Source organism: Tsukamurella asaccharolytica (genome assembly GCF_007858435.1).
Taxonomy (GTDB): Bacteria; Actinomycetota; Actinomycetes; order Mycobacteriales; family Mycobacteriaceae; genus Tsukamurella; species Tsukamurella asaccharolytica.
On sequence record NZ_VIGW01000008.1, the window covers coordinates 124,712 to 139,636 of the forward strand.

Below are 14,925 nucleotides of genomic sequence, written 5' to 3' on the forward strand. Positions count from 1 at the left end.
TTCACGGGGCGGACACCGCGGGAACCGGTGGCGCAACATCGGCTGCCTACCTTCGACGCGACAGCGATCGTCGACGCACCGGGAGGTCTGACATGAGCCGATCACACACGATCACGGACTGGGATCCGGAGAACCGGCAGCAGTGGGATGCGGGCGGGGAGAAGATCGCCAAGCGGAACCTGCTGTGGTCCGTCATCGCGGAGCACGTGGGCTTCTCCGTCTGGTCGCTGTGGTCCGTGATGGTCCTGTTCATGCCACAGGACGTCTACGGACTGACCACCGCGGACAAGTTCCTCATCGGCGCCACTGCCACCCTCGTGGGATCCTGCCTGCGGATCCCGTACACCCTGGCCACCGCGCGTTTCGGCGGCCGGAACTGGACCGTCTTCAGCGCGTTCGTGCTCGCTGTTCCGGTGATCGCCACGATGGTGATCCTCGCGAACCCGGGGCAGCCCCTGTGGGTGTACCTCGCCTGCGCCGCCCTCACCGGCTTCGGCGGCGGCAATTTCGCATCATCGATGACCAACATCAACGCCTTCTTCCCGCAGCGACTCAAGGGCTGGGCCCTTGGGCTCAACGCGGGTGGCGGCAACATCGGCGTCCCGGCCGTGCAGATCGTCGGGCTGCTCGTCATCGCTACCGTTGGCAACCGCGAGCCCTACTGGGTGTGCGCCGTGTACTTGGTGCTGCTGGCTGTGGCCGGCATCGCTGCCGCTCTCTTCATGGACAACCTGCAGGTCCCGACTGTCGACACGGCGGCCATGCGCGCTGCGGCCAAGGACCGGGACACCTGGATCGTCTCCCTGCTCTACATCGGGACCTTCGGCTCGTTCATCGGCTTCTCCTTCGCCTTCGGGCAGGTCCTGCAGGCGACGTTCCGGGCCGGCGGCGAGACTGCCGCGCAGGCCTCGCTGCACGCCGCGCAGATCGCCTTCCTCGGCCCGCTGCTGGGCTCGATCTCCCGCGTGTACGGCGGCAAGCTCGCCGACCGGCTCGGCGGCGGCCGGGTCACTCTCTACGTCTTCGCCGGAATGGTCGCCGCCGGCGGCGTCCTCATCGCTGCGGCCACCACTGCAGGCTCCGGGGCCCCGTCCGGCGCGGTACTCGGCGCCTACGTTCTCGGGTTCATCGCCCTGTTCCTCCTCAGTGGCCTGGGCAACGGATCCGTGTACAAGATGATCCCGTCGATCTTCGAGGCGAAGGCCCGCTCGCTCGACGCGGACGACGCGACGCGGACGCACTACTCCCGTGCGATGTCGGGGGCCGTGATCGGCATCGCCGGCGCGATCGGCGGCCTGGGTGGCGTCGGGATCAACCTGGTCCTGCGCGCCTCGTATCAGTCCTCCGGCACCGCGACGATCGCGTTCTGGGTGTTCGGTGCCTTCTACGTCGTCGCCGCGCTGGTCACCTGGAAGGTGTACGTGCGTACGCCCGCCCCGCGTGGGCATGGGACGCTGGAGTACACGTCGCGCGACGGTGCGCTCACCGTCGCCGACACCCGATGACCGCTGCAGCGAAGGAGCACGATCCGATGACCGAGGCGCCCGTCCGGCCGCTTCTCGGATTCACCGTGGCCATCACGGCCGCGCGCCGCGCCGATGAGCTGGCCACCCTGCTCGAACGGCGCGGCGCCACGGTACTCGCGGCGCCCGCGATCGCGATCGTCCCGCTCTCCGACGACGAACGGCTCCGCGCCGCGACCGAGGCCCTGCTCGCTGCCCCGCCTGACCTGCTGGTCGCGACGACCGGCATCGGATTCCGCGGGTGGCTCGAGGCGGCAGAGGGGTGGGGCGTCGCGGAGTCGCTGCTCGCGGCGCTCGGCGCCGGCCGGGTCATCTCCCGCGGGCCGAAGGCCACCGGTGCGCTGCGTGCCGCGGGCCTGCGCGAGGAGTGGTCGCCCGAGTCGGAGTCCTCCGCCGAGGTGCTCAGTCACCTGGCGAGAACAGGCCTGTCGGGACTGCGCGTCGCGGTCCAGCTCCACGGGGCCCCCGACAAGTGGGATCCGAACCCCGGTCTGCTCGACGGGCTCCGCGCGCTGGGTGCGACGATCGTCGAGGTCCCGGTCTACCGCTGGGAGCGGCCGGCGGACGTCAGCGGACTCGACCGGATCATCGAGACCCTCGCCACCTCGGCGGTCGACGCCATCACCTTCACCTCCGCTCCCGCCGCGGCGTCGGTCCTCGAGCGCGCCGCCGAGCTCGGGCTCGACGGGGCCGTCCGGGGCGCCCTGAGCGGGCCCGTCGTTCCCTATTGCGTGGGCCCCGTCACCGCGACCCCGCTGGACCAGGCCGGCATCACCTCCGTCACCCCCGAGCGCATGCGCCTCGGTGCCCTGGCGCGGCTCGTCGAACAGGACCTGCCCGACCGCCGCCCGGACCTCCCGGTCGCGGGCCACCGCCTCGGCCTGCGGGCGCGGGGCGCGGTCGTCGACGGCGAGGAGCGCGAGCTCACCCCCACGTCGATCGTCCTGCTGCGCCTGCTGTCCCGGGAACCCGGCGCGGTGGTCTCCCGCGACGACCTGCTCGCCGCGCTGGGCGGCGACGATCCGCACGCCGTCGAGGCCGCCGTGGCGCGTCTCCGTGCGGGGCTGGGCCACAAGGAGATCGTCGCGACCGTGGTCAAGCGGGGCTACCGCCTCGCGACCGATGAGGAGCACTGACGTGGCAACCCTCCTGGTGGCGCACGGCACGCGCAGCGAGCGCGGGGTCGCGATGGTCGGTGACCTCGCCGCGGCGATGTCCGCGCGGCTGTTCGAGACCGTCCGCGTGGCCTTCGTGGACGTCCTCGGTCCCACCCCGGCCGAGGTCCTCGCCGAGCTCGACGACGAGCCCACAGTGGTGGTGCCCGCGTTCCTGTCCAGCGGCTTCCACGTGCGCCAGGACCTGCCGCGTGAGGTCACCGAATCCGGCCATCGTGCCGCCACGGTGACGCCCGCGCTCGGCCCGTCCCCGGAGCTCGCCCGCGCCATGCTCGGGCGCCTGCAGGAGGCGGGCTGGCAACGCGGCGACGCTGTCGTCATGGCCGCCGCCGGAACCCGCGACGTGCACGCGCAGGGCGAACTGCGGCGGATGGCCGCGGCGCTCTCCGCGCTGGTGGGCAGCCGCGTATCCATCGCCTTCGCCGCGCCAAGCCAGCAGAGCGAGGGGTATCCGTCGGTCCCCGAGGTCGTGGCCCGCGTCCGGTCCGACGGGGCGCCCTGCGTCGCTGTCGCTTCCTACCTCCTCGCGGAGGGGCTGTTCCAGCAGCGCCTGCGCGACTCCGGCGCCGACGTCGTCGCGGCACCGCTGGGCCTGCACCCCTCGCTCGTGCGCCTCGCCTGCCTGCGCCGCAGCCACGCCGGACTGGGCGTGCCGGCGAACGGGAAGTGACGCGGCTCACGACCCGCTGAGGAAGAGCGCCATGAAGCCGGCCGCGACGAGCGCGACCAGCAGCAGGAAGATGAACGGCAGTGCCGCCTCGAGGATCGCGAACCGGGAGCGTGCGGCCGCCGGAGGGCGCGGCGTCGGCGGCACCGAGGTGGCGGGCGCGGCCGAAGCGGGCGGCGCCGGGGTGGGTGGCGCCGGTGGCGCCGCGAGTGACGTCGTCATCACGGAATCCGGGACGGGGACTGCCGTGGGCGGCACCGGCCGGTCGAGCGCCTCGTCGAGTGCAGCGGCGAAGTCCCGCCGACGCGAACCGGAGCTCGGGAGCCTGCGCGGTCGCCTGCAGGAGCACACCGTCGACCTCGGGCCCGAGGTCGGGCCGATCGCGGCGGACCGTCGCGACACCGTACAGGTTCGGCGGGTGCCCCGTGAGCAGGGTGTACGTCGTGCCGGCCAGCGCGAAGACCTCGGACCGGGCCGTAGGGGCCGCGCCGGCGCGGATCTCGGGCGCGGCGTAGATATCGGCCTCGTTCCCGCGATCAGCCGGTGACTCGGCCAAGATAGCGCCGTCACCGTCGGCGTGCAGTACCGCAGGACCGATCCGCCCGTGCGGCGTCCCAGCGGCGACGCGGGCGTCGACGATCGGCGCGATCGCGCCGATCAAGGACCGCACGTCGGCCGCCGCGAGCGGCCCCCGATCCTGCTGTCCCTCGGAAGAATCGCCCTGACCGGCCATCGTCCACTCCTGTTCAGCTGTCAGGAGCAGAGTAGCGGTGGTGCGATCAGAGGGTGCGGGGGCGGGGACGGTAGCCGAAGCGGACGTCGGGGGAGTTCGCGACGAAGACCGTCCCGTCGAGCGAGATCCGCGTGGCGTACACCGGGATCGAGACGCCGGGCACGTCCAGGCAGCGGCCGTCGAGCAGGCTGAAGGCCTGCTTCTTCAGCGGGGACTGGACGACGGGGAAGCCGCCGCGATCGCCGACGATGCCGCGCGAGAGCACCGCGGCCCGGCCGAGCGGATCGACGTTGCCGATCGCCCGGATGCTGTCGTCGGCCAGCCGGAACAGGGCGACCTGGGCGCCGTCGGGCAGCAGCACGGCCACCCCGCGGAGGGGTTCGAGCCGGGTGCTGGGGCACGCCGCGGTCCAGTCACGGGTCCAGCGGTGCAGGTCGAAGGGTGCGGTGCTCATGCGCGGTCCTCCCTCGGTGGCATGGACAGGGTGGGGGTGCCCAGCAGGATCGGCACCTTGCGGCCGTTCTTCTCGCCGAAATCGACGGTCGGATCGGGGGCGCCGGGGGCGTTGACGAAGGAGACGAACCGGGCGAGCTTGTCGGGATCGTCGAGGACGCCCTTCCACTCGCAGCCGTAGCCGTCGACGTGCCGCTCGACGCTGGCCTCGAAATCGGCGTTCAGGCCGAGCGCGTCGTCGATGACGACCTCCCGCAGCCGGTCGATGCCGCCGTCCAGGGCCTCGACCCACGGCGCCGTACGCTGCAGCCGGTCGGCCGTGCGGATGTAGTACATGAGAAACCGGTCGACGTACGTGATCAGCGTCTCCCGGTCGAGGTCGCCCGCCAGGAGTTGGGCGTGCTTCGGCGTCATCCCGCCGTTCCCGCCGACGTAGAGGTTCCAGCCGGACTCCGTGGCGATCACGCCGACGTCCTTGCCGCGGGCCTCCGCGCACTCGCGGGCGCAGCCGGAGACGCCCATCTTGATCTTGTGCGGCGAGCGCAGTCCGCGGTAGCGGAGCTCGAGGTCGATGGCGAGCTGGACCGAGTCCTGCTGGCCGTAGCGGCACCAGTCGCTGCCGACGCAGCTCTTCACCGTACGAAGCGATTTACCGTAGGCCTGCCCGGACTCCATTCCGGCGTCCACCAAGCGGCGCCAGATCAGCGGCAGCTGGTCGACGGTGGCGCCGAACATGTCGATCCGCTGGCCGCCGGTGATCTTGGTGTACAGCCCGAAGTCGCGCGCGATCTCGCCGATCACGATGAGCTGTTCGGCGGTCACGTCGCCGCCCGGCATTCGCGGCACCACGGAGTAGGTGCCGTTGCGCTGGATGTTCGCCAGGAAGTGATCGTTGCTGTCCTGCAGCGAGGCCTGCTCGCCGGAGAGGATGTGGTCGGAACTGGTGGAGGCGAGGATCGACGCCACCGTCGGCTTGCAGAGGTCGCATCCCGTGCCCGAGCCGAACCGCTCGATCAGGCCGGAGAAGGTGCGGATGCCGCTGGCCTGCACCAGCTCGAAGAGCTCGGCGCGGGACTGGGCGAAATGTTCGCACAGCGACTTCGAGACCGTGACGCCCTCGGCCTCGAGCAGCTGCGAGAGCAGCGGCACGCAGGAACCGCAGGACGTGCCAGCGTTGGTGCAGGCCTTGAGCTCGGCGACCGTGCAGGCGCCGTCGGCGATCGCCGCGCAGAGTGTGCCCTTCGATACGTCGTTGCAGGAGCAGACCTGCGCCGTGTCGGGGAGCGCGCCGATCCCGATCCCGGGGGAGCCGTCGCCGGCGGGCGCGATGAGCGAGACCGGATCGCCCGGCAGCGACGAGCCGACCAGTGGCCGCAGTACGCCGTACTGGGAGGCGTCGCCGACCAGCACGCCGCCGAGCAGTGTCGAGGCATCGTCGGAGAGCACCAGCTTGGCGTAGGTCCCGCCGATCGGATCGCTCACGACCACGTCGAGCGCGCCGGGCGTGGTTCCCAGGGCGTCGCCGAAGGAGGCGACGTCGACGCCGAGCAGCTTGAGTTTGGTCGACAGGTCCGCACCCGGGAACTGCGCGTCACCGCCGAGCAGGCGGTCCGCGACCACCTCGGCGGTCGCGTAGCCGGGGCCGACGAGGCCGTAGCAGCGCCCCTCGATCGCCGCTACCTCGCCGATGGCGTAGACCGCGGGATCCGAGGTGACGCAGGACAGGTCGGTGATGACGCCGCCGCGTTCGCCGACGGTCAGCCCCGCATCGCGGGCCAGCTCGTCGCGCGGTCGGACGCCCGCGGCGAAGACCACGACGGCCGCGTCCACGACGCTCTCGTCCTTGAGCGTCACGGCGAGCCCGTGCTCGCCGGGGGCGATGTCGACGGTGCCGGACGACAGCGTGATGTCGATGCCGAGGTCGCCGATCATGCGGGCCAGGTGCTCGCCGCCGCCGGTGTCGACCTGCTGCGGCATCAGCCGCGGGTTGACCTCCACGACGTGCGGTCGCAGGCCCAGCGTGCGGAGCGCGTTGGCCGCCTCCAGGCCGAGCAGGCCGCCGCCGACCACCATCCCGACGGGCTCTGCTGACCGGGCCAGGGCGGCATCGGCGTCCGCGCGCAGCGCGTCCAGGTCGTCGAGGGTGCGGTAGACGTGACATCCGGGCAGGTCGTGGCCCGGAACCGGCGGCACGAAGGCGTACGACCCGGTCGCGAGCACCAGCGCGTCGTAGGCGATCACTCCGTCGGCCGTCGTCACCGTCCGCGCGTCGCGGTCGATGCCGGTCACCGCCGCGCCGAGCCGCAGGTCCACCTGGGGATCTCCCGCGTAGTCGTTGCCCGCGAGCGCCAGCTCGGTACGGTCCCACGCCCCGATGTAGGACGAGAGTCCCACCCTGTCGTAGGCGCCGTCGGCCTCCTCGCCCAGGACGACGATCCTCCAGGCCCCCGTCTCGTCGCGCGCGCGCAGCGCCTCCACGAACCTGTGCCCGACCATGCCGTGACCCACCACGACGACGGTGCGCTGGGTGCCCATGGGCCTCTCCTCTCGCCGGAAACCGTTGGCACCGAATCTAAGGAGGCGGTGTTGCGGGGTTGTGCCGCCGTGTTGCCCGACGATCACGCCTTCCTCACAGCGCGGAGGAGACGGGTGTGAGGAGTCAGGCGAGGCGTTCGGCCAGGTCGCCGGGCCGCGCGAGCGGGGGCACCAGGGCGATGGCGCGGCGGCCCACCGCGTCCCGCAGGTGCGGCGTCGCGACCGTCGACGGGAGGCCCCAGCGGCCCAGACCGTCGGGTTCGACGGGCAGCATGCGCCAGCGGTCGTCGGGGCTGGCATGGGCGAGCGGGAGCAGCTCGGCCGTGCGCGGCGCCTCGCGCACGAGGGCAGCGCGCAGGGGCTGCGCCAGAAGCGCGGCCCCCAGCATCGCCGCCATCGGGTTGCCGCCCAGGCCCACCACGACCGGCCCGTCGGGCACTGTCGCGACGAGGAGGGAGCCTCCGGGGCGTACGTCCACTCCGTCGACGAGCAGCGTCGCCCCGGCCCCGGCGAGAGCGCCGCGCAGCAGGTCCGCGGCACCGCGGCCGGTGGCGCCGATGATCGCGACCACGTCGGCACCGTCGGGCAGGAGCGCGGCGCGGAAGGACGCGGGCGCGTCGGGCAGGTGCGGGCCGCGCACGACGGCGCAGCCGGCGGCGCCGAAGGTCGCGGCGACAGGGCCCCACGCGGTCTCCGGTAGGCCCGCGCCGCCCGTCGCGCCGACCTCGTCGCCGGAGGAGTGCAGCCGGATCCGCACGGGTCCGCGCGCCGCGACGGCGGACACGCCCGCCGCGGTGGCCAGCGAGACCAGCGCCGGGTCGACCGCGGTGCCCGCGGCGGCGAGCACCGCTCCGGGCGCCCACGCCGACCCCGTCGGTCGGACGTCGTTGCGGAGCGGATCGATACAGGTCAGAAATGTGCCGTCCCGCGAGATCTCCTCGTCCCGGATCACGCGATCGGCACCGGCGGGCAGGCGTGCGCCCGTCGCGATGCGCATCGCGGTGCGGGCCGCCAGTGCCGGCGCGGCGTGCCCGGCGCGCGCCGCACCGTGGACGGGGCGCCAGGGTGGCGGGCCCGCGACCGCCCAGCCGTCCATCGCGGATTGGTCGAACGGCGGGAAGGATGCGGCGGCTGCGAGCGGCTCCGCGAGTACGGAACCGGGCACCGGCGGACCGCCCGCCGCCGGGAGCGCGGGAAGGGCGGCCCGGAGGAGTCGGCGGACCGCGAGGGGCGATGCCTCGGCTCGGGCCAGGTCCTCCGGGGTGTCGACGTCCGCGAGCGGCAGGCGCAGTCGCGGGGCGTCGGTCGGCACGATCGCGTGGACGGGGCCACCCGCGGCGGCGTCCGCGACTGCGGCGCGCAGCGCGGCGACGTCCCACACGGAGAGCAGGTACTGGGCGTGGCCGTGGTGATCCTCCGCGAGGGCCACCGGCGCGCCGGTCGCGGACCGCAGCGCGGCGATCCGGGCGAGGTCCGACGGCTCCACCTCGGGGAGGTCCGCAGCCATCACCGCGACCGTCCGAGCCTCCGCGGGGACGGCTGCGAGTCCTGCGGCGATCGCGGCGAGCGGTCCGCCGCCCGGCGGTTCCTCCCGGACCGCGATGACGCGCTCCGGCACCGCGCGCGACGGCCCCACCACTACGACGGCGGCTCCGCCGGCCGCGGCGATCGCAGCGTCGAGCAGGCGCCGTCCGCCGACCACGACCTCGGGCTTGTCCCGCCCGAGGCGGCGAGCACTGCCACCGGCCACGACGACGGCCGCGTCGAAGGACGCGGCCGAGTCGCGGTCAGTAGACGTCACGCACGTATCTCCGTTCGGCGGACAGCGCCGCCAGGTAGGCCTCCGCGCTCCGCGGGGCCAGGTGGCCGTGTTCGGCGACGATACCGCGCAGCGCCTCATCCACGTCGCGGGCCATGCGGGCCGCGTCGCCGCAGACGTACACGTGCGCGCCGCGCCGGATCCACTCCCACAGCTCGGCGGCGTGCTCGCGCATCCGGTCCTGCACGTACACCTTCCGGTCCGTGTCGCGGGAGAAGGCGGTATCCACCCGGGTGAGCACCCCGTCGGCGGCGAGGGCGTCGAGCTCGGCCCGGTAGTAGAAGTCGGTGGCCTCGTGCTGCTCGCCGAAGAACAGCCAGTTCGGTCCCGTCGCGCCGCGGCGGGCCCGGTCGTGCAGGAAGCCGCGGAAGGGCGCGATGCCCGTGCCCGGGCCGATCATGATCGCGGGCGCGTCGGCGTCCTCCGGCGGGAGGAAGGAGCGGGTCGGCTGCACGAAGACATCCACCTCGCCGCCCGCGACGAGACCGGCGAGATGCGTAGAACAGGCACCGCCGCGGCGTCGCCCGTCGTGCTCGAAGACCACGACGGAGACGGTGATCGAGACGCGGTCGGGATCCTCGCGCGGGCTCGACGAGATCGAGTACAGCCGGGGTGTGAGCGGCCGCAGGAGTGCCTCCCACTCCGCCGGCGTGGCTTCGACCGGGTGCGCGGCGAGCAGGTCGAGCAGCTGGCGGCCCCAGGTCCAGGAGGCGAACGTCGTGGGCTCGTCGAGGATCGCGTGCAGCTCGTCGCTCACCGCGCAGCGGTCCGCGACGAATCGCAGCAGCTCGGGGGTGATCCGCGTGAGATCCTTGCGGTCCAGGTCGGCGGCGTCCCGCTGCACGCCGGTGCGGGCGCAGAACTCCTCGATCACGGCCCCCGAGTTCACCGGCCAGATCCCCAGCGCGTCGCCGGCGCGGTAGGTGAGCGCGGCGGACGGGAGCGCGAAGGTGAAGCGGCGCACGTCCTTCGCCGATCCCTCGCCGGAGAGCAGCTCGGATTCGAGCAAACGGGTGCGCATCGGATTGGTCCGGGAGTGCCCCGTCGGCTCCGGCGCGGTGGGCCGCGGCGGAGCGGCCTCCGGATCCAGCGCCGTCACGACGGCGCCGAGCCAGGCGGCGGCGGTCTCGGCGTAGTCGGGTTCGCACGAGGCGCGGGGCGCGAGCCGGGCGCCCCCGAGGTGCTCGAGCCGGGCGTCCAGCTTGCGGGCGAAGCCGCAGAAGTCGGCGTACGAGGGGTCGCCGAAGCCCAGGACGGAGAACCGTAGACCGCCGAGGTCGCCGGGCTCGGCCGCGGCCAGCGCATCCCACAGCGCGACGCCGTTGTCGGGAGCCTCGCCGTCGCCGGTCGTAGCGACCAGGAAGAGCACGGTGCCCGTCAGCTGCGCGGGCGAGACCACTTCGGCGCCGAGGACCGTCGCCGTCATGCCCGCGCCGCGCAGCGCCGCGGCGCAGTCCGTCGCGTACGTCTCCGCGGTGCCCGTCTGGGACGCCCAGACGACAGTCACTGTCGCGGCCGGTGCCTGCGGGGCCCCGCCGAACACGCCGGCCAGGACGCCCTCGAGCCAGGCCCGGGCGATCGGGGCGAGCGGGGCGTCGCGGGGCACCGTCGGCACGCCCGACGGGGGTGCGACGCTCAGGCCGGTGAGCAGGCCGCCGAGGAAGCCCGACGCCTCGGCGGTCAGTTCGCCCGGGCCGGAGGCGTACGGTGCCAGTGCCGCTGCGAGGGGGGACTCCGGCGCCTCGACGGGGGAGGGCGGGTCCGCCGGAAGGGGGGTGATCGCGACTGCGCTCACCTTGAACTCGGGCTGCAGGGACTCGGGGTCGACGGCGTCGCTGGTCACCGCGTTCACGGCCACGTCCTCTCCGAAGGCATCGGCGAAGTGCATGGGGGCGAAGCAGACTCCGGGACGGACGGCGTCGTCCACCGCGACCGGCAGAGTCGCGCCGCCGCGCCGGCTCGAGACCCGCACCCGCGCGCCGTCGGCGACGCCGAGCCGGTCGGCGTCCTCGGGGCTGAGCTGCAGGAAGGGCGCGGGGTTGAGGCGGTTGAGCTTCGCGACGCGGCCCGTCTTGGTCATCGTGTGCCACTGGTGCGCGAGGCGGCCGGTCGTGAGGATCAGCGGGTACTCGTCGTCGGGCAGTTCGGCGGGCGGCAGGTACGGGCGGGGGAGAAAGCGCGCGCGGCCGGACGGTGTGGCGAAGACGGGCCCCCGGGCGGGGTTCTCGGGATCGAGGTATCGGATCGGGTTCCGTTCGGACCCGCCGGGCGCCGCGGGCCACTGCACTGGGCCCCGTGTGAGCCGCGCGTGGTCGACGCCGCGGACGTCCCAGCCGGTGCGCGGGTTGTGGAAGGCTTTGAGCTCGTCGAAGACCGCGGCGGCGTCGGGGTAGTCGAAGTCGGCGCCGTACCCGAGCTCGGCGGCGACGAGGCACAGCAGTTTCCAGTCGGGCAGCGCATCGCCGGGCGGCGGTATCGCGGCCGCGGTGCGGGTGAGGGTCCGTTCCGAGTTGACCATCACCCCGTCGGTCTCGGCCCACAGCGCCGCGGGCAGCACGACGTCCGCGTACTCCGCGGTCTCGGAGCCGGTGTACGCGTCCTGCACGACCACCAGCTCCGCGGTGCGCAGGGCGTCGATGACGGTGGAGCGGTTCGCCATCGACGCGACGGGGTTGCTGCAGATGATCCACGCCGCCTTCACGGTGCCCGCGCCCAGCTCCCGGTACATCTCGACGGCGCCGTGGCCCACATCGGTGCGGATCGTTCCCTCTGACAGCCCCCACAGGGCCTCGGTGCGGGCGCGGTCGTCCTCGTCGAGGACGGACCGCTGGCCGGGGAGTCCCGGCCCCATGTAGCCCATCTCGCGGCCGCCCATCGCGTTCGGCTGCCCGGTGAGGCTGAAGGGGCCGGAGCCCGTGCGGCAGATCGCACCGGTGGCGAGATGCAGGTTGCAGATCGCGATCGTGTTCCAGGTGCCGTGGGTGGACTGGTTGAGCCCCATCGTCCACAGGCTGGTCCAGTTCGTGGCGCCGCCGATGAGCTCGGCCGCGCGCTCGACGTCGGCGGCCGCGAGGCCCGTGATCTCGGCGACGCGGTCCACCGGGTAGTCCTCGAGGAAGGCCGGCATGGCGTCCCAGCCCTCGGTGTGGGCGTCGATGAAGTCCCGGTCCAGGGCGTTCTTCTCGGCCAACAGCCGCAGGAGGCCGTTGAGCAGTGCCAGATCGGTGCCCGGGCGGACGGCCAGGTGCAGGTCGGCCCTCGCGGCGGTGGCGGTGCGGCGCGGGTCTACCACGATGAGCTTCGCGCCAGCCTTGACGCGGTCCATCATCCGCAGGAACAGGATCGGGTGGCAGTCGGCCATGTTGGCGCCCAGGACGAGGAAGACGTCGGCGTGGTCGAGGTCGGCGTAGCTCCCGGGCGGTCCGTCGGAGCCCAGGGACTGCTTGTAGCCGGTGCCGGCGCTCGCCATGCACAGCCGCGAGTTGGATTCGATCCATTTCGTGCGGAGGAAGCCCTTGGCGAGCTTGGTCGCGAGGTACTGCGCCTCCAGCGTCATCTGCCCGCTCACGTACAGGGCGATCGCGTCGGGCCCGTGCTCGTCGCGGATCTCCCGCAACCGCCGCCCGGTCGCCGCGATCGCGTCGGCGAGGTCGACGGGGGCCCGGGGCGCGTCCCGGGTCGCGCGCACCTCGGCGCGAGCTTGCCGCCCGCCCGCCGCGAGCAGGTCCACGGTGGTGGCGCCCTTGGTGCACAGCCGTCCCCGGTTGGCAGGATGGTGCTTCGTGCCGACGGAGCCCGTGACGGCGCCGTCGCGCACCTGCAGGCTGAGACCGCAGCCCACGCCGCAGTACCCGCACACCGTCTCCACGTCCATGCCGCCACGGTGCCCGTGCGGTGTTTCCGGGCTCGGGCCGGATTGTTACGGCGATGTCACCTGCTGCGCGTTCGCGGTGCCGTCAGGCGGTGAGCTGTCCTGCGATCGACTGCGCCGGCGCGACCTCGTGCGAAGAGGCCGGCCGGCTCGCGGTGCGCCCGGCTCGTGGCCGCTCAACCGATCCTGCGGCCGATGCGCCAGGCGCCGAGGAGCACGAAGACGATGAACAGGCCCGCGAATAGTAACCAGATCGCCCACTCGGGAACCTGTGCGGAGGCGATGTGGGGCAGGAGCCCGTACTCCTCCTCGATCGTGGTGCGGGCCTGGTCGGACGCTCCGGCGAGGGCGTCGAGCGGGGAGCGAGTGAAGGGCCCCCGCATCAGCGTCGCGGCCTGATTGAGCGGGAGCACGTTCATGAACGTCACCACACCGCTCGGCAGCGCGCCGACGGTGATGTAGGCGCCGGCGAGGAAGCCGCCCGCGGTCCCGACGATCGTCGCGACCGACGTGAAGACTCCGGCGGAGCCGATGAACGTGACCACGAAACTCCAGATCGCGGAGAACAGCAGGCAGAACCCGATCAACTGGGCGTACGCGTGAGCAAGTGACCCGACCGACAACGCCGCCCCGTACACGACGCCGAGGTAGACGTCTGCGAGCACGAACACCGTCGTGCTCAGCGCGATCGATACCACGAAGGCGCCGAGCAGGTAGGCCAGGATCATCTGCAGCCGGCTGATCGGGGAGACCAGGAAGTCCCGGAAGACGTTGCCCACGCGGTCGTTCACGAACACGACCAGCGCCGACAGGCTGGTCGTCGCGGTGGTGATCATGACCAGGTTGGCGATCACCCAGGAGTAGACGAAGGCGTCGACGTCGTCGGCGCTCGCGGTGGGCAGGGACTTCTGCAGGGCGTCGGTCTGCACGCCGCCGAGGAAGGCGGAGAACAGCACGAACAGGATGATCGGGGAGAGCAGCGAGAAGAACACGGCCGCCGGGTCTCGGAAGAAGACGACGACGTTGCGCCGGGTCAGATGCAGGAGGGTCATCGCGCACCGCCCCGGGTGATCGCGAGGAAGACGTCGTCCATCGTCCCGTGACGGAACTCGAAATCGGCGATGTCGGCGTCGAAGTCGCGGAGCAGCGCCATCGCCTCGCGGCTCGATTCGACCGCGATGCGCCTCTCCTTCCCGGCCCGCTGTGCGCGCGCACCGACGGCCTCGTCGAAGCGGCGGGGATCGCGCAGGGTCACCCGCAGTTCGTCCTTGGCGTAGGTGCTCCGCAGCTCCGTCGGGGTGCCCGTGCTGACGATGCGGCCGTGGTCGATGATCGCGACGCGGTCGGCGCGCTCGGCCTCCTCCATGTAGTGCGTCGTGAGGAAGACGGTGAGCCGCAGCCGCTTCTGCAGGTCGAGGATGGTCGACCAGACGCGGTCGCGCGAGTCGGGGTCGAGGCCCGTCGTCGGCTCGTCGAGGAACAGGATGCGCGGCTGGTGGATCAGCGCCCGTGCGATGTCGGCGCGCCGCTTCTGCCCGCCCGAGAGGGCCTTGTACCGGCGGGTGAGGAACTCCTCGAGCCCGAGCAACGACGACAGGCCCGCGATCCGGTCCTTCGCGGTCGTCGCGTCGATGCCGTAGAAGGTCGCGCGCAGCGCCAGGTTCTCCCGCACCGATAGCGCCGGGTCGAGGAGCGACTCCTGGAAGACGACGCCGATCGCGCGCCGGATATCGAGGTCCTGCTTGCCCACCTCCATGCCCGCCACGTGGATCGTGCCGGACGTCGTGGACTTCAGCGTGGTGATGCAACTGATCGTCGTCGACTTGCCGGCGCCGTTCGTGCCGAGGAAGGCGAACGTGCCCCCGGCGACGACATCGAACGAGACATCGTCCACGGCCCGCACGTCGCCGTAACTCTTGACGAGGTTCCGCACGCTGATGACCGGTGCGCCGGGGCCGCCGCCAGGGGCCCTGAGGTCGGTGGGCCTGACCGGCGCGGGTGGAAGCACGGGCGCGACCGGTCGTGCCGGCGGCGTCGGTGGGCGCTGGGGCGCCTGCGGGGTCGAGGTCCGGTCGGTCGGTGCCGACGGTGCCGAGGGGCCGGCCGCGGGCTGCGGCCCGGCCGGGGCCTGCGGGCCGTCCGCGACCTG

The 14,925-nt window shown here is 72.9% G+C and carries 11 protein-coding genes; 4 read left to right on the forward strand and 7 right to left on the reverse strand.

Features of this window, described 5'->3' with window-relative positions:
* The first annotated feature begins 92 nt into the window (after nt 1-92).
* From FK529_RS15020 to FK529_RS15030, 3 genes are read left to right on the forward strand one after another with little or no spacing between them, the layout of a single operon-like run.
* A complete protein-coding gene (locus tag FK529_RS15020) occupies nt 93-1,505 on the forward strand; it encodes a nitrate/nitrite transporter (protein WP_146562635.1) in 1,413 nt (470 codons plus the stop codon).
* The gene (locus FK529_RS15025; RefSeq protein WP_146562637.1) at nt 1,502-2,659 is read left to right on the forward strand and encodes a uroporphyrinogen-III synthase; all 1,158 of its coding nucleotides are present in this window, start codon (nt 1,502-1,504) and stop codon (nt 2,657-2,659) included. Before FK529_RS15020 ends, FK529_RS15025 begins: the two co-directional genes overlap by 4 nt.
* A 1-nt stretch (nt 2,660) precedes the next feature.
* Nucleotides 2,661-3,368: a sirohydrochlorin chelatase gene (locus FK529_RS15030; protein ID WP_146562639.1), complete on the forward strand. Its 708-nt coding sequence runs from the start codon at nt 2,661-2,663 to the stop codon at nt 3,366-3,368.
* A gap of 6 nt (nt 3,369-3,374) precedes the next feature.
* Here FK529_RS15030 and FK529_RS15035 read toward each other — a convergent pair whose 3' ends face one another.
* Nucleotides 3,375-3,587 carry a hypothetical protein gene (locus FK529_RS15035; protein WP_146562641.1) on the reverse strand — a complete coding sequence of 71 codons (213 nt, stop codon included), beginning with the start codon at nt 3,585-3,587 and terminating at the stop codon, nt 3,375-3,377.
* 25 nt (nt 3,588-3,612) lie between these two features.
* On the opposite strand from FK529_RS15035, the gene FK529_RS15040 reads away from it, so the two are divergent.
* Nucleotides 3,613-3,912: a hypothetical protein gene (locus tag FK529_RS15040; protein ID WP_146562643.1), complete on the forward strand. Its 300-nt coding sequence runs from the start codon at nt 3,613-3,615 to the stop codon at nt 3,910-3,912.
* 232 nt (nt 3,913-4,144) lie between these two features.
* Here the strand turns inward: FK529_RS15040 and nirD are convergent, their stop codons facing one another.
* From nirD to FK529_RS15070, 6 genes are all read right to left on the reverse strand, one after another.
* Nucleotides 4,145-4,552 (reverse strand): nitrite reductase small subunit NirD, encoded by a 408-nt coding sequence (gene nirD, locus FK529_RS15045; RefSeq protein WP_146562645.1) that lies wholly within the window; start codon nt 4,550-4,552, stop codon nt 4,145-4,147.
* Nucleotides 4,549-7,086: a nitrite reductase large subunit NirB gene (nirB, locus tag FK529_RS15050; protein WP_146562647.1), complete on the reverse strand. Its 2,538-nt coding sequence runs from the start codon at nt 7,084-7,086 to the stop codon at nt 4,549-4,551. Before nirB ends, nirD begins: the two co-directional genes overlap by 4 nt.
* Before the next feature lie 124 nt (nt 7,087-7,210).
* Complete coding sequence (locus tag FK529_RS15055) at nt 7,211-8,887, reverse strand: NTP transferase domain-containing protein (protein ID WP_158635131.1); 1,677 nt, start codon at nt 8,885-8,887, stop codon at nt 7,211-7,213.
* On the reverse strand, nt 8,874-12,779 hold the full coding sequence (locus FK529_RS15060) for a bifunctional nitrate reductase/sulfite reductase flavoprotein subunit alpha (protein WP_146562651.1): 3,906 nt from the start codon (nt 12,777-12,779) through the stop codon (nt 8,874-8,876). Before FK529_RS15060 ends, FK529_RS15055 begins: the two co-directional genes overlap by 14 nt.
* A gap of 173 nt (nt 12,780-12,952) precedes the next feature.
* Nucleotides 12,953-13,828, reverse strand: a complete 876-nt coding sequence (locus FK529_RS15065) for an ABC transporter permease (RefSeq protein WP_146562653.1) — start codon at nt 13,826-13,828, stop codon at nt 12,953-12,955.
* Nucleotides 13,825-14,925, reverse strand: a 1,101-nt coding sequence (locus tag FK529_RS15070; protein ID WP_269432098.1) for an ABC transporter ATP-binding protein, incomplete at its 5' end; no start/stop codon positions are given. The genes FK529_RS15065 and FK529_RS15070, both read right to left, overlap by 4 nt.